Genomic DNA, 17123 nt, shown 5'->3' on the forward strand with positions numbered 1-17123 from the left:
AGAAATTCTCTACTATGCAATCCGAAACTCAACATGCAACTAATGCCTTATTTCAAAGACACCATGCTCCGATTGCCGAGGGCATCACGTACGTCGATGAAGGCTCTGGCGAACCGATACTCTTCCTCCACGGTGCGTTATCCAACAGCAATACCTGGCGCAAAGTCATTCCTATTTTATGCCAACACTATCGATGTTTGGCAATCGATCTTCCATTAGGCGGACACACGATTCCGCTTAGTGAACAAACTGACCTTTCCGTCTCCGGAATCGTGGACATCATCTTTAACTTTCTCGATTTCTTAAAACTCTCAAACGTCGTTCTCATTTCGAACGACACTGGAAATGCCTACGCCCAAGTGTTCTGCGCACAATATCCCGACCGCGTGAACACGCTCATCTTGTCTAATGGTGAAGGATTGGACATTTTTCCTCCGGCAAAGTTCGCATACCTAAGGCACGCTGTTCGTGTTCCCGGCTTCACTTTCTCGATGTCAAAAGTATTCTCGATCAAACGATTCTTGAAAAGTGACCTCATACTTGGCTTACTCACACTTCAGGCCACCAACCAAGACCTGCACACTTTATATATCAAGTCATTCGTTGAAAATAAGAACGTCCGAAAAAATTTTTCCGCTGTAGCAAGAACATGGTCAAAGGACGTTACATTATCAGCTGCTGAGAAATTAAAGCACTATCACAAGCCCGTTTTGATCCTTTGGGGAAATGAGGACAAAGCGCTTTTCCCTATGACGCTTGCCATTCGATTGTATCACCTTTTCCCCAAAGCCGAACTTGCTACGATCGACGGCGCTAGAACATATGTCCAAGAAGATAGTCCACAACTCATGGCACATCACATCAAAACGTTTATCGAAAAGCAAGTTAACGACGAAAATATTTAACGAGGGTTTCTCAATACGACGGTTGCAAAGTCCTCGCAAGCAGAATATCCCGGACGATTGCATCGGGTTGGAAATATCAACACGATAATGGCAATACAGAACCAAAAGAATACTACCCAACAATAAAACTGGGTAGCAATATGATATCACTACCCAGCATAGTTCCTGAATCAACTATAAACGCTCCTACTCCGATCGCAAGATTTTAGCGGGATTAACATTGGCACCTTTAAATATCTGTAGCCCAACCGTTGTAATCGCGATAATAGTCAAGATAACAGTAGGTACGATGAATAGATCTACAGCCAAAGGAATGCGAAACGCGAATCCACTCAACCATTCGTTCAAACCATACCATGTAAGTGGCAAACCGATTACACTGGCAATGAGTACAAGCTTGAAGAATTGCCATGACAATAAAGTCATGATGCTTGGCACCGATGCACCCAACACTTTTCGTATACCGATCTCTTTAAGTTTCTGCGTAGTGGTAAAGGATGCAAGACCCCACAGTCCTAAGCAGGCAATCACTATGGCTAAACCAGCAAACAGACTGAAAATATTACCAAACTGCTTGTCGTCTTTATACTGCTTATCAAAAAAGTCATCGAGGAAATAGAAGTTAAACGGATTCCCTGGGAATACTTCTTTGTACTTGCGCTCGATAGCATCAAGCGTATTTGACATATCTGCCGTATTGATATGAATACTAAAAGCTCGTCCTGAGATCGTATCTGCTTTGAACATAAATGGTGTATGATCAGTCTTCAGCGAGTTCCAATGAAAGTTCTTCATTACACCAACAATTTCGGTTGTATCGCCCAACACCATCCGTTCACTCATCGCTTGCTCGGGAGTTCCCAGTCCATAAACTTTCAAAGCCGCCTCGTTCACAATAACACCAGTCATGCTCGACTTGAGTGTAATATCAAATTTTTTCCCCGCTAACATTTCAACATTATATGTATCAATGAAATCTGGATCTATCCATACAACGCTACCAGATTTATTATCCTCCACTGGTGCGCCCACTTTTCTAAACTGACCACCCCAATTATGTCCGGCACCAGGTGTTGAACCAGAAGTAGCAACGCTAAGCACACCTGGAATCTTTTTCATTTCGTCTTTTGCCGTCATCAACCGCTGGCGTCCTGTACCTTCTTCCATCACCGCCGGACCATTTACAATGACCATCTGATCCATCGTCAGCCCTTTATCCATGTTGCGCATGAAGATCAGTTGTCGATAAATGGCAAACGTCCCTGCAATCAACACCAACGAAGAAACAAATTGAAATACCACCAACGCCTTGCGCAGTGAAAATCCGCCAACAGCGCGCTCCGATTTTCCCTTGAGCACCTCCGTGATTCGAAATGACGAGAGAATAAATGCCGGGTACGCGCCCGAAACAATAGCGCCAACAAAAAACAGCGCGAATAGAATCAGGTACAAGCGTGGATCCGTGAAATCAAAAGCGAACTCCTTGCCAACAATACTTCCGAGTACAGGCAAAAGCGCTATGGCGATCACTAACGCAAGTGCAACGCTAACAAAATTCACAAGCACTGATTCAAGAATAAACTGTGACATCAACTGAGATCGAAATGCGCCCACTGCTTTCTTGATTCCTACTTCCCGCGCCCGTTCCATTGCGCGTGCCGTCGACAAGTTGATGTAGTTTACCCACGCTATCGCCAAAATAAAAATCGAGATAACAATGAAAAAGTAAATCGTGTTTACACTCATCGTTGCCGCAGATTCATAGTTCATTCCTGGATGAAGATGGATATCTAGGATGGGTTGAAAATTAAGGATATCCTTTCCATTCACGCGCTTTAAATCTTCGCCCCTGTATTTTTCAATGAAAGTCGCGAGCTTTGCCTCTGCCTGCTGCGGTGTGGTGTTGTCGTGTAGCTCGACATACGAGATAAAATTATTCCAGCCCCAACCTTTATCATCCTGGTATTGCGGATTCTGAAGAAGATTATGCATGGGAAGTAACACCTCAAATAGAAAATGAGAATTCTCTGGAACGTTCTCAATCACAGCGGTTACTTCGTAGTCACCAGGGCACCATCCACCTGATATCTTAATTACTTTTCCAATCGGTTCTTCTCCCGGCTTAAAATAACGCGATGCTACTTTCTCCGTCAACACAATCGACGATGGTTTGTCAAGTGCAGCGCTTAGATTTCCATCAATTGCCTCATAGGTAAACATATCCAGAAATGTAGAGTCAACAATCTGAATACCCTCTTCATAGAAAGTTGATGGCTCACCTTCGGTACGCGCATAGCTCATCACAGCACCGCCATACATCGGATGCGTTCGCGTGTAACGTTTTACTTCGGGGATGTCGGCCAAGAGTGCAGGTGCCTGCGCGTATCCGGACAGCACCGATGTTCCGCGAAGTTCACCTTGACGATAAACCGTCGTCGTGGTACGATAAACGTTTTGCGCATTCTTATGATACGAATCATAACTTAACTCGAAATCAACATATTTCAAGATTACGAGACACACAGCAACGCCAATGGCAAGCCCGAAGATGTTAATGAACGAATACAATTTTCGTTTCATCAGGTTTCTGAAAGCAATGAGAAGATAGTTTTTAATCATAACAGGAAGGGATATCGGTATTTACTTATGTTCATTTCAGCCCAACACGACAACAGTCGCTAACAATACTTCCAAATCTTACGACGGTTACAGTGACAGGAAACTATTTTCTTCAGCACATCCTGTAACAAACAAAGCGTGTTGTATTTCCGGCGACCCAGGAAAGTTAACTGATTGACGCTCATCACCCAATACCCAACACCCGAATTTCCAACTCCTAACACCCAATCCCCAATTCCCAATACCCAATCCCCAACCCCCAACCCCCCAACCCCCAATAGAACTTCCAGCGATGTTAACTACCTTTGCACTAAATACATTAAGATGTTCGAGGAGACAATCGTGGCATTGGCTACAGCACAGGGAATTTCAGCAATCGCGGTTATCCGACTTTCAGGGATCGATGCCATTGCTATAACGCAGAAAGTATTTCAAGGAAAAAACCTCCTTGACCAGCCATCACACACCATCCATTTTGGAAACCTCAAGGATGGCGACCGGGTCATCGATGAAGTACTTGTATCCATCTTTAAGGCTCCGAACTCCTTCACAAAAGAAAATAGCACAGAAATCTCGTGTCACGGCTCCCCGGTGATTGTGAAAGAAATCATCAAAGTGCTATTAAAACATGGCGCACGCCTCGCACTACCCGGCGAGTTCACCAAACGCGCATTCCTCCATGGACGCTTCGATCTCGCCCAAGCAGAAGCGGTCGCTGATCTCATTCATGCCGAAACCGATAACGCTCGACAAGCAGCGCTCAACCAAATGCGTGGTGGATTCTCGAAAGAGATAAACGCACTTCGCGAAGAACTTATCCACTTCGCATCACTCATTGAACTTGAACTTGACTTCGGAGAGGAAGACGTTGAGTTTGCTGACCGTGATGATTTGAAACAACTCATCTACAAAATTCAGAAATACACACGCGGACTGATAGACTCTTTTGACTTGGGTAACGTCATCAAGAATGGTGTACCAACGGTGATCGCAGGAAAGCCAAACGCAGGAAAGTCAACATTGTTGAATACGTTGTTGAACGAAGAAAAAGCGATCGTCTCGGATATCGCTGGAACAACACGTGATGTCATCGAAGATGAAATTATTCTCGGCGGCATTAACTTCCGTTTTATCGACACCGCCGGACTTCGCGAAACGCAAGACACAATCGAGGCTATCGGCGTTGAACGCACACGCGAACGCATGAAGAAAGCGTCGTTGATTATTTATCTTTTCGATCTCACACAAACTACGCTGGAAGACATCAAAGCCGAAGAAGAACATTTGCTTTCCCTGAACATTCCGTACATCAAAGTTGGAAACAAGGTAGATCGCGCCGATCCAACATTAATAGAAAGACTTACTGCAGAGAATTTCATTTTCATTTCTGCTTCGGAAAAAATTTACATTCACGAACTTAAAGAGAAGATACTCTCCTACTTCCACGTTAATGCAGTAAAAACAGGGGATGTGATGGTGACCAATTTGCGTCACTATCAAAATCTACTTCAAACCCACGAATCGTTGGATCGCGTATTAGAAGGATTAGATCACGGCATCACCGGCGATATCGTCGCGATGGATATTCGACAAGCGCTTCACTACCTCGGAGAAATCACGGGTACGATTACGACGGATGATTTGTTGGATAATATTTTTTCGAAGTTTTGTATTGGGAAATGAATCCCCTAAACATCCCTAACAAAATCGTGATAACTTCTTATCAGTCAGTACGTTGACTTAAATAGCCCTCAAGGCGCTTTGGCGTTTTTTAGGTGTATTTAGGTCATTTGTGTTACTGGTTTGTTACTCGAAATTCTTAACCGAGGCTTGAGTAACAAAATAGTTGTGACAGGGAGAAATGATGGCACACGCTGTCGCTTCCTGGCACGAATGGACACACATAGACACGTACAGACATATGAGCTCAAACATCACAGTTCAAAAGGTTTGTGAGTTCTGCGGGCAGAAGTTCACAGCCAAGACATTGTTCACAAGATACTGCTCCAAGCGGTGTAACAGCCGCCATTACAAGCAGCTTGCCAAAGAAGAAAAAGCAAAACTTCTGGGCGCCCAACTCACGTCCACCGTCACCTCTCCCACTGAAACCTTAGCCAGTACTGCTCAGGAATATTTCGAGGTTAACGAGGCTGCACAACTCATGCGGATCAGCACCCGAACACTTTTTCGTCTTATTGAGAAGAAGAAGTTAAAAAAGAAAAAACTTCTATCACGCACCGTGATCTTGAAGGACGATATCAAATCATTTTTTGCCAAACAATAAAACTAAGGTTATGAAGAGAAAGGAAAAGCAGAGAAAGGAACCGATCAAAATACGTCAAAAGGAATTAGCGAACGGAAACATCAGTTTGTACCTCGACATCTATTGGAAGGGTGAACGTGAATACGACTTTCTTAATCTGTATCTCATAAATCCGAAGAATGGCATTGACAGGGACCAGAATAACAAAACCATGATTCTCGCTGAACAAATCAAAGCACAACGCTTGCTTGATTTACAAACAGGAAAATACCGTATGAAGCAAGCCAGAACCGAAGTGAGCTTCATTGAATATTTTAAGCAGCTAATGAAAGACCGGCTCAATAGCAAAGGGAACTACGGCAATTGGGACAGTGCTCTGAAACACATACTGGCTTTTACTAAGGGCAAAGATCTGAAGCTTGTTGACGTTGACGAGACCTGGCTCATGAGAATTAAGCATTACTTATTGCACGATGCCAGAACACCTTTTCAAACAAAGCTGAGTCAAAATTCAGCACACTCCTACTTCAACAAGATAAAAGCAACACTGCGACAAGCTTTCGAAGAAAAATTCATTAACGAAAATCCGGCAGGTAGAATACGAGGTATCAAACAGGCGGAAACAAAGCGGGAATTTCTGACATGGGAAGAAGTAGAAAGCATAACGAAAGCTACTTGCGATACTAAAAAACTCAAAGAAGCATTTCTTTTCAGCATTATGACTGGCTTACGGTGGTCAGATATTATTAAAATGAAATGGTCTGAAGTGCGTGGAAGTAAATCTGCGGGATGGTATATACAGTTTCAACAACAAAAGACGAAGGAGCATGAAGTTCTTCCAATTACGAAAGAAGCCAGAAATCTTTTAGGTGAAGAGCAAGAACCCGATCAACGCGTGTTCTATGGATTGAAGTATAGCACTAAGACAAACTTGGCATTGGCCCGATGGCTTGCAAGGGCAGGCATTACCCGATACGTCACTTTTCACTGCGCACGGCATACGCACGCTACGCTTCTACTCTCTCAAGGTGTAGATATATACGTTGTCTCAAAGCTCTTAGGACATAAGACAATTAAGACTACCGAGATTTACGCAAAAGTTAGCAACATGAAAAAAGTCGAGGCTGTCAACAAGCTACCGAAGTTGAAATTCAACCCACTCTAAACAGAAAGCCATGGAAGAAAAACTTAGAACGAGAAAAAGAAAAAGCAGCAATGAGGTGCTTATAGGTTTAGAGCAGCGTGAGGATTTTATCGGTTTTTTCAAGAATTTGATACTCCACCGAGAAAGGCATAACAACACTTGTCTGAATTATGATTTGGCACTGCGTTATGTAATACATTTTGTTGATGGCAAAGAGCTGCCTTTTAAGAAAGTAAATTCCGAATGGCTGATGTCTTTTAAAACTTATTTAGAATCCGCTGGTTCGTTTAAAAACAAGTCAACGTTAAGCACCACCAGTGCTGCAACGTATTTTCGGATAGTACACAGTGTGGTTCGTGAAGCCGTAGGTTGTAAACGGATTGAGGCTGCAGCGGTAAACTTCAGCAGCGTGTGGCACCGAGCAGATGCATCTACTCACCCGCTGTCAGCTCACGAACTTCAGAAGCTTGCCCAAGCGGAATGCAGGCATCCAGTTGTAAAAAAAGCTTTTTTGTTCAGTGCTCTGACTGGAATACAATGGCAAGAATTAGAAAGTTTTAGATGGGAACATATCATAGTTGATGAACAAGGTCAATCGATCGTTGATTTAGCCGATCAAATCGAACCGAGGCAATTTCCGTTGAGCGATCAGGCTTGGGAGCTACTTGGCGCGAAGGAAGAATCACAAGGCAGCGTGTTTGGAAAACTTCAATGGAATACCTACCTCTATGTGACGTTGAATAAGTGGGCAATAAGCGCGGGAATATTGCGGACATTAACATTCCAGACAGCGAGGGTCACATTCGCGCATTTGCTTTACAATCAGAACGTCCCTGTTGAAATCATTTCAGAGCTATTAGGCCACAAGAACGTTAAGTCAACAGTTAGAATGATAAATGTGCAATCATCGCCTGCCGCGTAGGCTTGCTATGCTTGCAGCCTCTTTTCGAATCTCGTGGATCGTTGGAACTCTACGAGATTCGACCCAGGCCAATAACTCCGATTTCTTGAACATGATCTTCTTGCCATGCTTATAGTGCGGAATCAACTTCTCAGAAGTCTTTTCATAAATTGTATTGACGGCTAGGTTGAGTAGCGCAGCTGCCTCTTGAATATTTATAAGCGTAGATTGGTCTTCATTTGAAATCTTGTCTTCTGCTAAAATCTCTTTAAGAGTTTCTTTAAGAAGGGATTTAAACTCATCTCGACTGAATTGAAATATCATTGGTGAATCCATAAAGTAAACCACGTTTATTACACCAATTAAATACAACTTAAACATAAGAACTACACACTTGGTACCCACCTTGGAACGAATTATTGTCCTGTTGCGGAAATCTTCGGCCTTGCGGCAATTTGATGCGGCAGCTTTTTCCTACGGCCTGGAGGCAATTCAAAAAGTATGTCCCTAATAAACTTGCTAACACATGCTAAGAATTCATAGATGAATTTTTTGTCAGTAATTGTGAACCGATATTTGGAAGTGTTTCGAATCTTTTTGACGGTAATAAAATTGTGCTTCTTCAAAAAAGGTATTAAGAGAAGAATGTCTTTTTTCGTACCTATCGATCCGTGATGAACGATAGCGTTTCTCAATTCACTGTATCTAAGTATGTCTTGCCATGACAAGTCTGCCTGTGCAAAATCGTTTCTGAGAATTGACGACAGATAACTGCGATACTTGTTAATAATTCCGGGGCCTGAATTAAAATCTGGTTCTTGAAAATACTTGTACGCAGTCCGAAAGCAAACTTTTTGGAATACCGATTCGAACAAAGCAAATGACGCCATGAATGAGGAATTTAGCAGAACATTTGTAAAATAGCCGTCAACTCTCGCGATGTCACCATCTGAAAATTCTTCAATCAGCTGCCAATCTTGAGGGTATTTTTTCAAATGCTTTCTCCGATCGCGTTCTATTCTTTGTCGCTGGACCTGCAAAAGTTCATCCATGCTTTCCAAATACAGCCTCATTTGATGGAATGCGCCTGCTCCAGCTTTATAGAAAAGTTTGTCTGTCCTACTTTTCCTACTGTATGGACTGGGAATTTTCATTGTTTATTAACTATCGGCCTGCGGAACCTATTTAGATCTTTAGACATAATTATCGAAGGCTCCTTCGTCACTACAGGAAATCTGCTTATTACGAAGTGTCGCACATCCTGGACACCATACTTCTCGATCAGCAAGTGTTCACGATTCACTTCTTTTTCAATCGCTTTAAGATAATATCTAACCAATAAACTGTTCTTGCGTGCGAACTTTTCACGATTCTTTTCAATCAATGTCACATCAACAAAATTATTCTTGCACTGGAAGTTAAAGAGAACTCCGTCACGGAATGTAACGACATCGAATTCCTTTCTCTTGATACGTTTAACGTCCATAATTTGAAATCCTAAACCGCCTAATTCTATTTTCACATTATTCTCAAAAATAAACCCCGACTTTATTTGAAACTGCTTCGACTTATTAAGGCTTGCGTTCTTTAAATTATAAAGGAAACGAACAATCAGATTTACATTGGATTTGTAATGAACTCCAATCTTCACAAATGGATGGTGTGAGTTTGAAATCACTACAAAGTCTTCTGAATTATGAAGCAATCTTTGTCTAATTATCTCAGCGTCACGTTCTCCGAAGGACATCAGTATAGCGTCAAATCTCTTTTGGTGTACTGAGATAAAATACTCGTCTTTAATATGTTCGACAAGTTTCTCGACCACGTTAACTAATAACGTAAAGATTGGATCAGTATGATTGAAGTACTCAAAATACGATTTGATCAACAAGCATTCATTCGTTAACTCGGACAATGAAAAGACTTTACCTCGAGCTAAAGGCAATAACCTATTTGCTACAAGCTTAAACGCTTCGCCCATCACCGGGTCATCCGCTGACACCCTTTCTGGCTCCGTAAAAACTTTCTCTAAAAAATCAAACTGATAGTTGCCCACTATTGCCCCATTCTGATATATGTCTATTTGATAATCTTTGTACACGTGCGAAAGGAGCAATTGTGTTTGCAATGCCGTCACATTGATAAGACAAAAGTTCGAGATATTAACGAGTACTCGGAGGAGCTCCGACTCTGATAACTTAACTCCGCCTTTGCAATAGGTCGGAACAATCAGAAATGTATTGATAAAATGCCTGCGAAATGCCTGGTAAAATATCGCGGCCTCCATAACAGTTGAATATCCAAGATTGTCTCCTGTCATGCTGAATTCAACTAACATCTGATGTGATTCAAGAACAACCCGTTTGTACCGATCTACGACCACCTTTTCAAATCTGGGCCGAAGCATGTTATCAAGAAGATTATTATAGTAAGAATTCCATCGCAAAATTGGCATTACTCGGAGAGTATTGAATTGTTCAAGATCAACTTCATGCATTGATATATTTATGAATTCCTCAATTGAACGGACGATTTTGTGAACTGCATTAAAAGTATGCACTGGGTCTAAAGGCTCTAAGTCTTTGCGCAAACAGTTTTCAATCCAACCATTCGATTGGTCTTTTAAATGTTGTCTAGCTGTCAATCCTGATAACTTCAAATCGGAATATTTTAAATAAAGATAATGAAAGGGCTACAAGAGCCCTTCATCAGCGAATGAATAATATGCTTCGCTGGTCATGATGACGTGATCAAGAACCTGAACTTCAAGAAACCTTCCAGCTTCCTTCATCTTCTTCGTAAGGTCAATGTCAGCCTGACTTGGTGTTAAGTTTCCCGAGGGGTGATTGTGTGATAGTATCACCGCGCAGGCGTTAGCCTTGATAGCAGCAACGAAGATTAATCTAGGATCTGCTACGGTGTGGGTGGTAGTGCCTGTTGATACTTCATATATCCCGATGACTTTGTGTGCTCTGTTAAGAAGGAGAACCTTGAATTGCTCAACAAACTCAATCTTGTCATCATCCCAGTACTTTCTCAGAACACTTTCGCAGTCTCTTGAAGATGTGATCTTCGGACGAAGGGAAGCTTTTACTTTTGACTTGTAGCTAAGTTGAATCTCTGCAACTTCGAATAATGTTTTTTCATTTGTGCTTTCCATAATCATAAGAGTTAAATTATGGTGCGCCTCAAATGAAGGGTGGCAGGATTGTCAAAAGGAAACGGAATAATTGGAAGGCAGGCCGTAGGCAGGTGCCGTTTATGCCGTAGTCTTTTGACAAGACTCATCCTTGCCACCCGGAAGTAGGTTAGCGCCAGAATTTAAGTCTTATGTGGGAAGCAATATGAAAAATATTTGAGTTTGCAGATTCAGCATTGCGTCAGAAGCTTCGTTCATTGATGCCGAGCAAAAACAGGCGAATGCGAAAATTGCTATACAGGAAGTTTGCAAAATTATAAATCTTACGATCGATATTTTCGTTTGAATCATTTACGCCAAAGTCAGTCTCATTGAATGTTTCTACAAACTCTTGTTTAGAGAATGCAACTCGGTCGTTATTATAAGCTGTCCTAAAAATTGCTGGAATTTGGGTGGACAGTCGAAAATCTCCGTATTGACGTACTCCCCTGTGCCATGCTATGTCAGCACCGTTCTTCGAAAATGAGTAGTGGTGTTCAGCTGATGTAACTTTCTCAAATGGCGGTATTGATACATGAGCGCGAAGGAATGGAATGGTCCCCAATGATTCTTTAAATCCTCTATGGTAAATATCAGACGGATGAACCCTGAAAGGATCTGCAATGATCAATCTTTCGAATAATGAGACTTTTAGCAGTTCGTTGTATTCGTTAATATCTAGTGTTAACGGTGCGACATAAAAGGCAAATTGGCGCGGGGGCTTGTGAAATTGAAGTAACAGATTGTGTTGAAATTCTGTCGCTGTTTTCGCCTTCTCTCTAAGTTTGAAATACAATATTGGATCTCCGGTCAGACCATTATCAAAGCGAAGTTTTCTAACGCGCTGGAGAGGAACATTAAACTTTGGGAGCTCTGGTGGTGAAATTGGTTTCAATCCTTCTGAAACCTTAAACTGGAGATAAATAGGAACAAATCTGTCAAATAACTTATCGGCTCCTGTTATTTGTTCATCAACAGACATTAACCTGAATCGTGAGGACCAAAACGGTGTAACATATCCTAGAAATGATGCAACATCGGATTCTATTTGATCTTCCGATAGATTACTAAAAAGCTTATAAGACATCGGTGTAGGTTAAGAGTTGATAAGCATTTTTCGAGATAGCTTTCTGGCTTCTTCGAAAAGCTTAATCTTGTTTTTTTGAAAATCGCTGGAGTCTTGATTTAGAAATTGCAGAAACCCTGACTGAATCAACGTCACTTGCTCCTTTAAATGCCGAAAAGGCAAAGGGATTGAGCTAATTGCAGGATCAACGATAGTAATCTTCCTTTTCTCTGAAAAACTCATCCATTCGTAAATCACATTGTTGATGTGGGAGTCGCCAAAACTATAGCCAATACAATAAAGTTGTTCTACATGATTTATATGTCCTTGAAATATCTTAAAAAACCACTCGTCCAGATTGTGCTGAACACGCCTTGAGTATTTGTGTTTACCGGACATGATGGACATTCTTAAAAACTGAAGTTCGCCATTATCATCATTATACGTTACCTCATTTGCAACTCGTCCCCCGTAATCTTTGGTGGCTGTGTCACTTGCAACAAGAGCACTCACATCTTTCACGATTCCGTTCCACGAGCTCTCATTTACAATCTTGAAGTACTCTTTGTCGTTTCCTTGGACAAATAGATCAAGCGCGCCATGTATCTTAACTAGATTAACTCCCCGTCCCTTGAGAAAGGAAAATTTGTTTTTATCCATATGATCACGACTCAATTTATCAAATTGAAATTTGCCAATCGAAACCCTTTCACCAAAGCCAAATTTGACTGGGATATTCAAATGAGCACACAACATTTCAAAAAGTAAGTCATGATTTAGGCTGAAAACCCACAATGGTTTGTCCGTAATGAAATTACCAATGGGTGCCAACAATTCTAGTCGCTCTTCTATGTAGCTAAGATTTCTCTCGTGGATGTCTAGAAGCAAAATAAAGATCGCCTCATTATATCTGCCTAGCAACCAATGCCAGTCGTTGTGAAGTTTCTCATCTCGATTGCGCATTGTCTCAATCTCAATTCTTCCTAAAATCTCTTCGTAGTTTAGATCTTTATCCAACAATAGCGATCTAACTACGTTTTTGATTTTATCGGGACAGCTATAATACGGCTTGTCAATATTTCTTAACAACGCGCTCTTGAATGTTTTTGTTAATTCATCAACTAACGGCATACTTAATTCAAATGACGCCCCTGCGCCTAATAGAAATCCGTTCGACATATTTTGAAAATTTAAAAATGGGGAGCGGGGGACTCGAACCCCCGAGCTCTCGTCCTGAATCCAGGTTTAATTTGTTATCGGTCTCAATGCCTTATAGCTTGGAGTAAGGAACCGTTCTCCCCATGAGAGCTACCCCAACAACTATACTTTCGAATTTTTCTTTCATAGCATTAAAGTCTTGGATCATCGACACTATCACTAGCGAGGAGAACACCATACTTCCAGCTAAGGACATTGTAAAGTCAATAACCAATGTCACCTTTAAACTCAGGTTCATCAGACCCTTAAGGGTCAATATCAGTTGTTGTTAACAAAACATTCATTTTCTTTCTGGATAAAATCTAGTCCAGCAATAGCTACCTCCACAATCTGTTAACCATTTGCCATCACCTTCAAACCAATTAGCTTGCAACGTTACCAATCTTGGTCCCATCTTCTCCCCTGCCCGCGCGTGGCCTGGAGGATTTAAAAAACCGCCAAAGTATGGCGGGTCTCCTTTTATCATTTTGCCCTCTTCAACAAATTCAATTGCGATAACTTTAGCATACCGACTCTCACGCCAAAGTCACGTTTGACATAGAAACCAAGACGGCACTTGTTCTCTACATACATCTAAAAAATATTGACTCTTCCGGTCATGCTTTCTCCGCTTCGACTATCGGCACCGGTGGTTCGTTTGCCTCTTTTCGGGCTTCATTCAAAGATTCTTTCCACTCTCTTTCGTATTCCGCAGTCCTCAAAATATATCCAGTCTCCGCCTCAGTCTCAAGTCGGTCAAAACAGATAAAACGAATGTCCGTTCCCAGTTTTATCTTTTCACAAGCGACAATCGGATCAAGGTTTCTATGTTCGATATTGTAAAGAAGAATATTGAAGCTAATTAACATATCATGTGGAAACAGGCTCTGTCGAGGTCCGACAACATAGGATATTTTTGTACAGCAGTAAAAAAGATCATAGGCAATTTGATTTAATCCACCGCGGCAACATGAAAGCAAAATAATACAATCAGGATTCATACAGGCAGCCCCGCATAACAGAACTCCAAAGTCAAACCATGAGTAGGAAATAGTTGATTGTTCATTGCCAAATCCATCAATATTTCCATGGGAACTTAGATAGATGTAGTCGTACGTTTCTCCAGCATGAAGAATAGTTTCCAACTCCTCGTTTGTCTTCGGACAAAAGTCACTTACCAATATCCCATAAAGCTGAGCCTGTATCTTAATGTTGTCACATTCCTCTCTTTCGCCACTTACACCACACGCTCTGAGAATTAGTAATTTTTTATTCATAGTCGGAAACATTTATTCAACGTCTTTTTTCATATAGCCAGGATCAATTTCCAAGATGTCACCGAGGCCTTTGCCCTCAATGACCTTTTGATAGAATTTGCCTTCTTCATTGAGTGGCTCAAAGAAAACTTGTCGGACATTCAACAACCGTTTGTCGATTGGAAAAGTAGCAAACGGATTATGCCATAAACTCGCCTGTACAACGTGCAAATTCCAAGGCACTAGGTCTTTCACAATCAATACTCCCGACACGCTTGTATTCTGTTGTCTTGAATCATGTAAAAAGAAGCCTTCTTTTTCACTGCCTTGATTTGAAAATTCAATTTCTCCAGCGCGAGAACCAAACAACGTCTGCATAATTGATAGGTTGTCCAGGTAAAAGTCTGCAGAATTTATGCAAATTATATAGGGTGAATTAAAGTCGCCATAGTTCCTACCTCGCTTTCTATCAAGTGATGCCCGCAAGGGTTTCTCCGAATAAATAATCCCGGCAGGGCCACCACTAACACTACCCAATGTTCTTTCCGTTATGATTGACTTGGGAAAAAGCGAGAACCTTAAGCTCCAGCCTCTCTCGTTCATGGTCCAATATTTTCGCTCCCATGAATTCTCATGATGATCCAGCCCTTCATCAATTACGCCTTGAACAAAACTTATCACCTTCTTTTTAGGAAGAGATATTGTATTGCATTTTTCAAAACTCACGCTCAGCCAATATTTTGGGCAAGGTATTCCTTCAAGCACATCCGTAATTTGATTTTTTAATCGTTCAATGCCTGGTTCGTAATCGGGGATTGCAGACAAAGTACATTCGGCATAAAACTCTTTGTTTCCATTTTTTGAAATGCAAAAGTCGGGTCTCCTTCTAGATGTCGTTGAAGCGATCTCATGTAATTCAACGTCAAAAAATTGTTTACGCAACCATTGATGAATGGTAATCTCGAAAAATGCTGCCAAATGCTCTTGATGATTGTCCGACTTAAATCTTCTGACAAAATCTTTTTCTAAAGGAAACTCATTTGACCAATCCGAGACAATCCTTCTAACATAAGCTGCGGCTGGCCAAATAGATTCGTTCAAAAACGCGTACGAGGAATGGTCGTGATTTGCACGTTTGTTATACGTCCGCACGAAATTATCGAACAATTCCATAAAGGCTGAATTTTTTCAAACTCTAATACAGAGACTTAGCACAAAATGCAACGCATTCAAATACTAATATAGTTAGTTTTAAATACATTTACAAAACTAACATTTTTAGTTATGAAATCAGTCAGGATAGCAAGCACCGTAAAACACATTGAAGAGGCCGATCATAATATCACCCTCTTCCGAATCCAGGAAATTCTGTCGGAGCATCGCACTATGCTCATCACAGGGATACTCACAGACCTCCCTACTTACCTTCAATTTAAGTTTTATACGAAAGTGGACAAAGAAATGCAGGGCGTTTTGAGGGATAAACTATGGGATTTATCAAACTCTAAAGTAAACCTTGACCGTTATGACGAAATCGTTCAGGAGATCCGAAAAAACAGTAGCTATAGAGTGCCTTCGTCTGATTTCTTCCGCGAGATCGATTCTTTGCTTGACTCTGCGCTTAATCCAACTCAGCTAATGCTTGTGAAATGAAATGTTGATATGTGAGTTGGCAGAATGGATCAGGAAAAATAAACGCGGCATCAATTATCCTGGAGTCCATCCATCGGGAGATGAAAGTGTTGTTGTGCAGTACACGAGGCATGAGATGTGTGGAAACGTGCACATTACTGATGAACACATCTTTGAATGTTGCGCTAAAGCAAACAGTTTTGAAGAACACATCGAATTATGCAGGCCGATAGCAAAGACAGACACGGAAGCGTGGAAGCGGGAATGGAATAAACCACCGCCAAAAGCACGAACCCGCAGGGTTACCAAAAGGATTTTTATGATTGACTTAAAGCACTAACGCTTAATTGTTTCGCAGGTTTTGGTTACTGCCGCTCCCGAATTGCTCACCTATTGGAGGGGTCAAAGAACATCAAAGTGGTTTAAAGGTAAGGATTCTTGAATGATCGTGAAAGGAACGGAATTATAACGTTTGCGCACTGCTAATAAATCAAATCATCATACAAATAGACATTGGTATCTATTTGCTCAACTATCCTTGTATTATTGACTTCAGGTTCCATAGTCATCAAAATCCCACCTTCAAGGTTTGGATTTGCAGATTTTAAAGTTCCTCCCAATGCGACAAAAATACCTCCATCTGAAATTCTTATTGCCTTTGGGCTGATCTGTTCAAACCGACTCAAAATAAGTCTCAAAGCGCTACTCTGATACATCGTTCGATACCTTTGCAGGGCGTCAGAGCTGCACCCCTCAACGACATGTTCACTGATCAAATTTAAACTTGTAGGGTTTAGATACATCGTAACATTATTACGTGATCCACCATGGAACATGAGTTCTAGCTCCCCACTTTTCTTTCTTATAGTTATTTTTTGAAAATCATAACTGTTTGCTAATGCAACCCCAGAAGTTCTTATTTCTACTAAACTATTTTTATTGGTATTGTAGTAATCTTTCAT

The 17123-nt window shown here is 41.3% G+C and carries 16 protein-coding genes; 6 read left to right on the plus strand and 10 right to left on the minus strand.

All coding sequences use genetic code 11. The features are described from left to right. Positions 1–14: 14 nt before the first annotated feature. Positions 15–905, plus strand: coding sequence for an alpha/beta fold hydrolase (locus tag DQQ10_RS18730; RefSeq protein WP_112748424.1), 891 nt, complete (start codon positions 15–17; stop codon positions 903–905). 186 nt (positions 906–1091) lie between these two features. On the opposite strand, the gene DQQ10_RS18735 is transcribed toward DQQ10_RS18730, so the two are convergent. Next, positions 1092–3524 carry an ABC transporter permease gene (locus DQQ10_RS18735; protein WP_112748425.1) on the minus strand — a complete coding sequence of 811 codons (2433 nt, stop codon included), beginning with the start codon at positions 3522–3524 and terminating at the stop codon, positions 1092–1094. A 324-nt stretch (positions 3525–3848) separates the two neighbouring features. Between DQQ10_RS18735 and mnmE the strand changes: the two genes are divergently transcribed. The 4 genes from mnmE to DQQ10_RS18760 all read left to right on the plus strand — a co-directional run bounded on the left by mnmE (position 3849) and on the right by DQQ10_RS18760 (position 7853). Continuing rightward, entirely contained in the window at positions 3849–5207 is a 1359-nt protein-coding gene (gene mnmE, locus DQQ10_RS18745; protein ID WP_112748428.1) for a tRNA uridine-5-carboxymethylaminomethyl(34) synthesis GTPase MnmE, read from the plus strand. A 238-nt stretch (positions 5208–5445) separates the two neighbouring features. Next, the gene (locus DQQ10_RS18750) at positions 5446–5808 is read left to right on the plus strand and encodes a DNA-binding protein (protein WP_133259697.1); all 363 of its coding nucleotides are present in this window, start codon (positions 5446–5448) and stop codon (positions 5806–5808) included. Positions 5809–5818: 10 nt separating this feature from the next. Next, a complete protein-coding gene (locus tag DQQ10_RS18755; RefSeq protein WP_112748431.1) occupies positions 5819–6952 on the plus strand; it encodes a site-specific integrase in 1134 nt (377 codons plus the stop codon). 10 nt (positions 6953–6962) lie between these two features. Then, positions 6963–7853: a site-specific integrase gene (locus DQQ10_RS18760; RefSeq protein WP_112748432.1), complete on the plus strand. Its 891-nt coding sequence runs from the start codon at positions 6963–6965 to the stop codon at positions 7851–7853. On the opposite strand, the gene DQQ10_RS18765 is transcribed toward DQQ10_RS18760, so the two are convergent. From DQQ10_RS18765 to DQQ10_RS18810, 8 genes are all read right to left on the minus strand, one after another. Next, positions 7836–8168, minus strand: coding sequence for a helix-turn-helix domain-containing protein (locus DQQ10_RS18765; protein WP_165824010.1), 333 nt, complete (start codon positions 8166–8168; stop codon positions 7836–7838). The two genes, DQQ10_RS18760 and DQQ10_RS18765, sit on opposite strands and share 18 nt — an antisense overlap. 80 nt (positions 8169–8248) lie before the next feature. Continuing rightward, the gene (locus tag DQQ10_RS18770; protein WP_112748435.1) at positions 8249–8986 is read right to left on the minus strand and encodes a hypothetical protein; all 738 of its coding nucleotides are present in this window, start codon (positions 8984–8986) and stop codon (positions 8249–8251) included. Further along, positions 8983–10491 (minus strand): hypothetical protein, encoded by a 1509-nt coding sequence (locus DQQ10_RS18775; protein ID WP_133259698.1) that lies wholly within the window; start codon positions 10489–10491, stop codon positions 8983–8985. Before DQQ10_RS18775 ends, DQQ10_RS18770 begins: the two co-directional genes overlap by 4 nt. Before the next feature lie 33 nt (positions 10492–10524). After that, complete coding sequence (locus DQQ10_RS18780; RefSeq protein WP_112748438.1) at positions 10525–10992, minus strand: JAB domain-containing protein; 468 nt, start codon at positions 10990–10992, stop codon at positions 10525–10527. A 220-nt stretch (positions 10993–11212) separates the two neighbouring features. Continuing rightward, complete coding sequence (locus DQQ10_RS18785) at positions 11213–12097, minus strand: hypothetical protein (protein ID WP_133259699.1); 885 nt, start codon at positions 12095–12097, stop codon at positions 11213–11215. A gap of 9 nt (positions 12098–12106) precedes the next feature. Then, positions 12107–13255 (minus strand): SIR2 family protein, encoded by a 1149-nt coding sequence (locus tag DQQ10_RS18790; RefSeq protein ID WP_112748441.1) that lies wholly within the window; start codon positions 13253–13255, stop codon positions 12107–12109. A 635-nt stretch (positions 13256–13890) separates the two neighbouring features. Then, positions 13891–14550 carry a hypothetical protein gene (locus tag DQQ10_RS18805; protein WP_133259700.1) on the minus strand — a complete coding sequence of 220 codons (660 nt, stop codon included), beginning with the start codon at positions 14548–14550 and terminating at the stop codon, positions 13891–13893. Positions 14551–14562: 12 nt separating this feature from the next. After that, complete coding sequence (locus tag DQQ10_RS18810; protein ID WP_112748447.1) at positions 14563–15702, minus strand: hypothetical protein; 1140 nt, start codon at positions 15700–15702, stop codon at positions 14563–14565. A gap of 111 nt (positions 15703–15813) precedes the next feature. Between DQQ10_RS18810 and DQQ10_RS18815 the strand changes: the two genes are divergently transcribed. Then, complete coding sequence (locus DQQ10_RS18815) at positions 15814–16182, plus strand: hypothetical protein (protein WP_112748449.1); 369 nt, start codon at positions 15814–15816, stop codon at positions 16180–16182. Positions 16183–16643: 461 nt separating this feature from the next. Here DQQ10_RS18815 and DQQ10_RS18825 read toward each other — a convergent pair whose 3' ends face one another. After that, positions 16644–17123, minus strand: a complete 480-nt coding sequence (locus DQQ10_RS18825; RefSeq protein ID WP_133259701.1) for a hypothetical protein — start codon at positions 17121–17123, stop codon at positions 16644–16646.

The organism is Pseudochryseolinea flava (assembly GCF_003286915.1).
In the GTDB taxonomy this organism is placed as follows: Bacteria; Bacteroidota; Bacteroidia; order Cytophagales; family Cyclobacteriaceae; genus Ohtaekwangia; species Ohtaekwangia flava.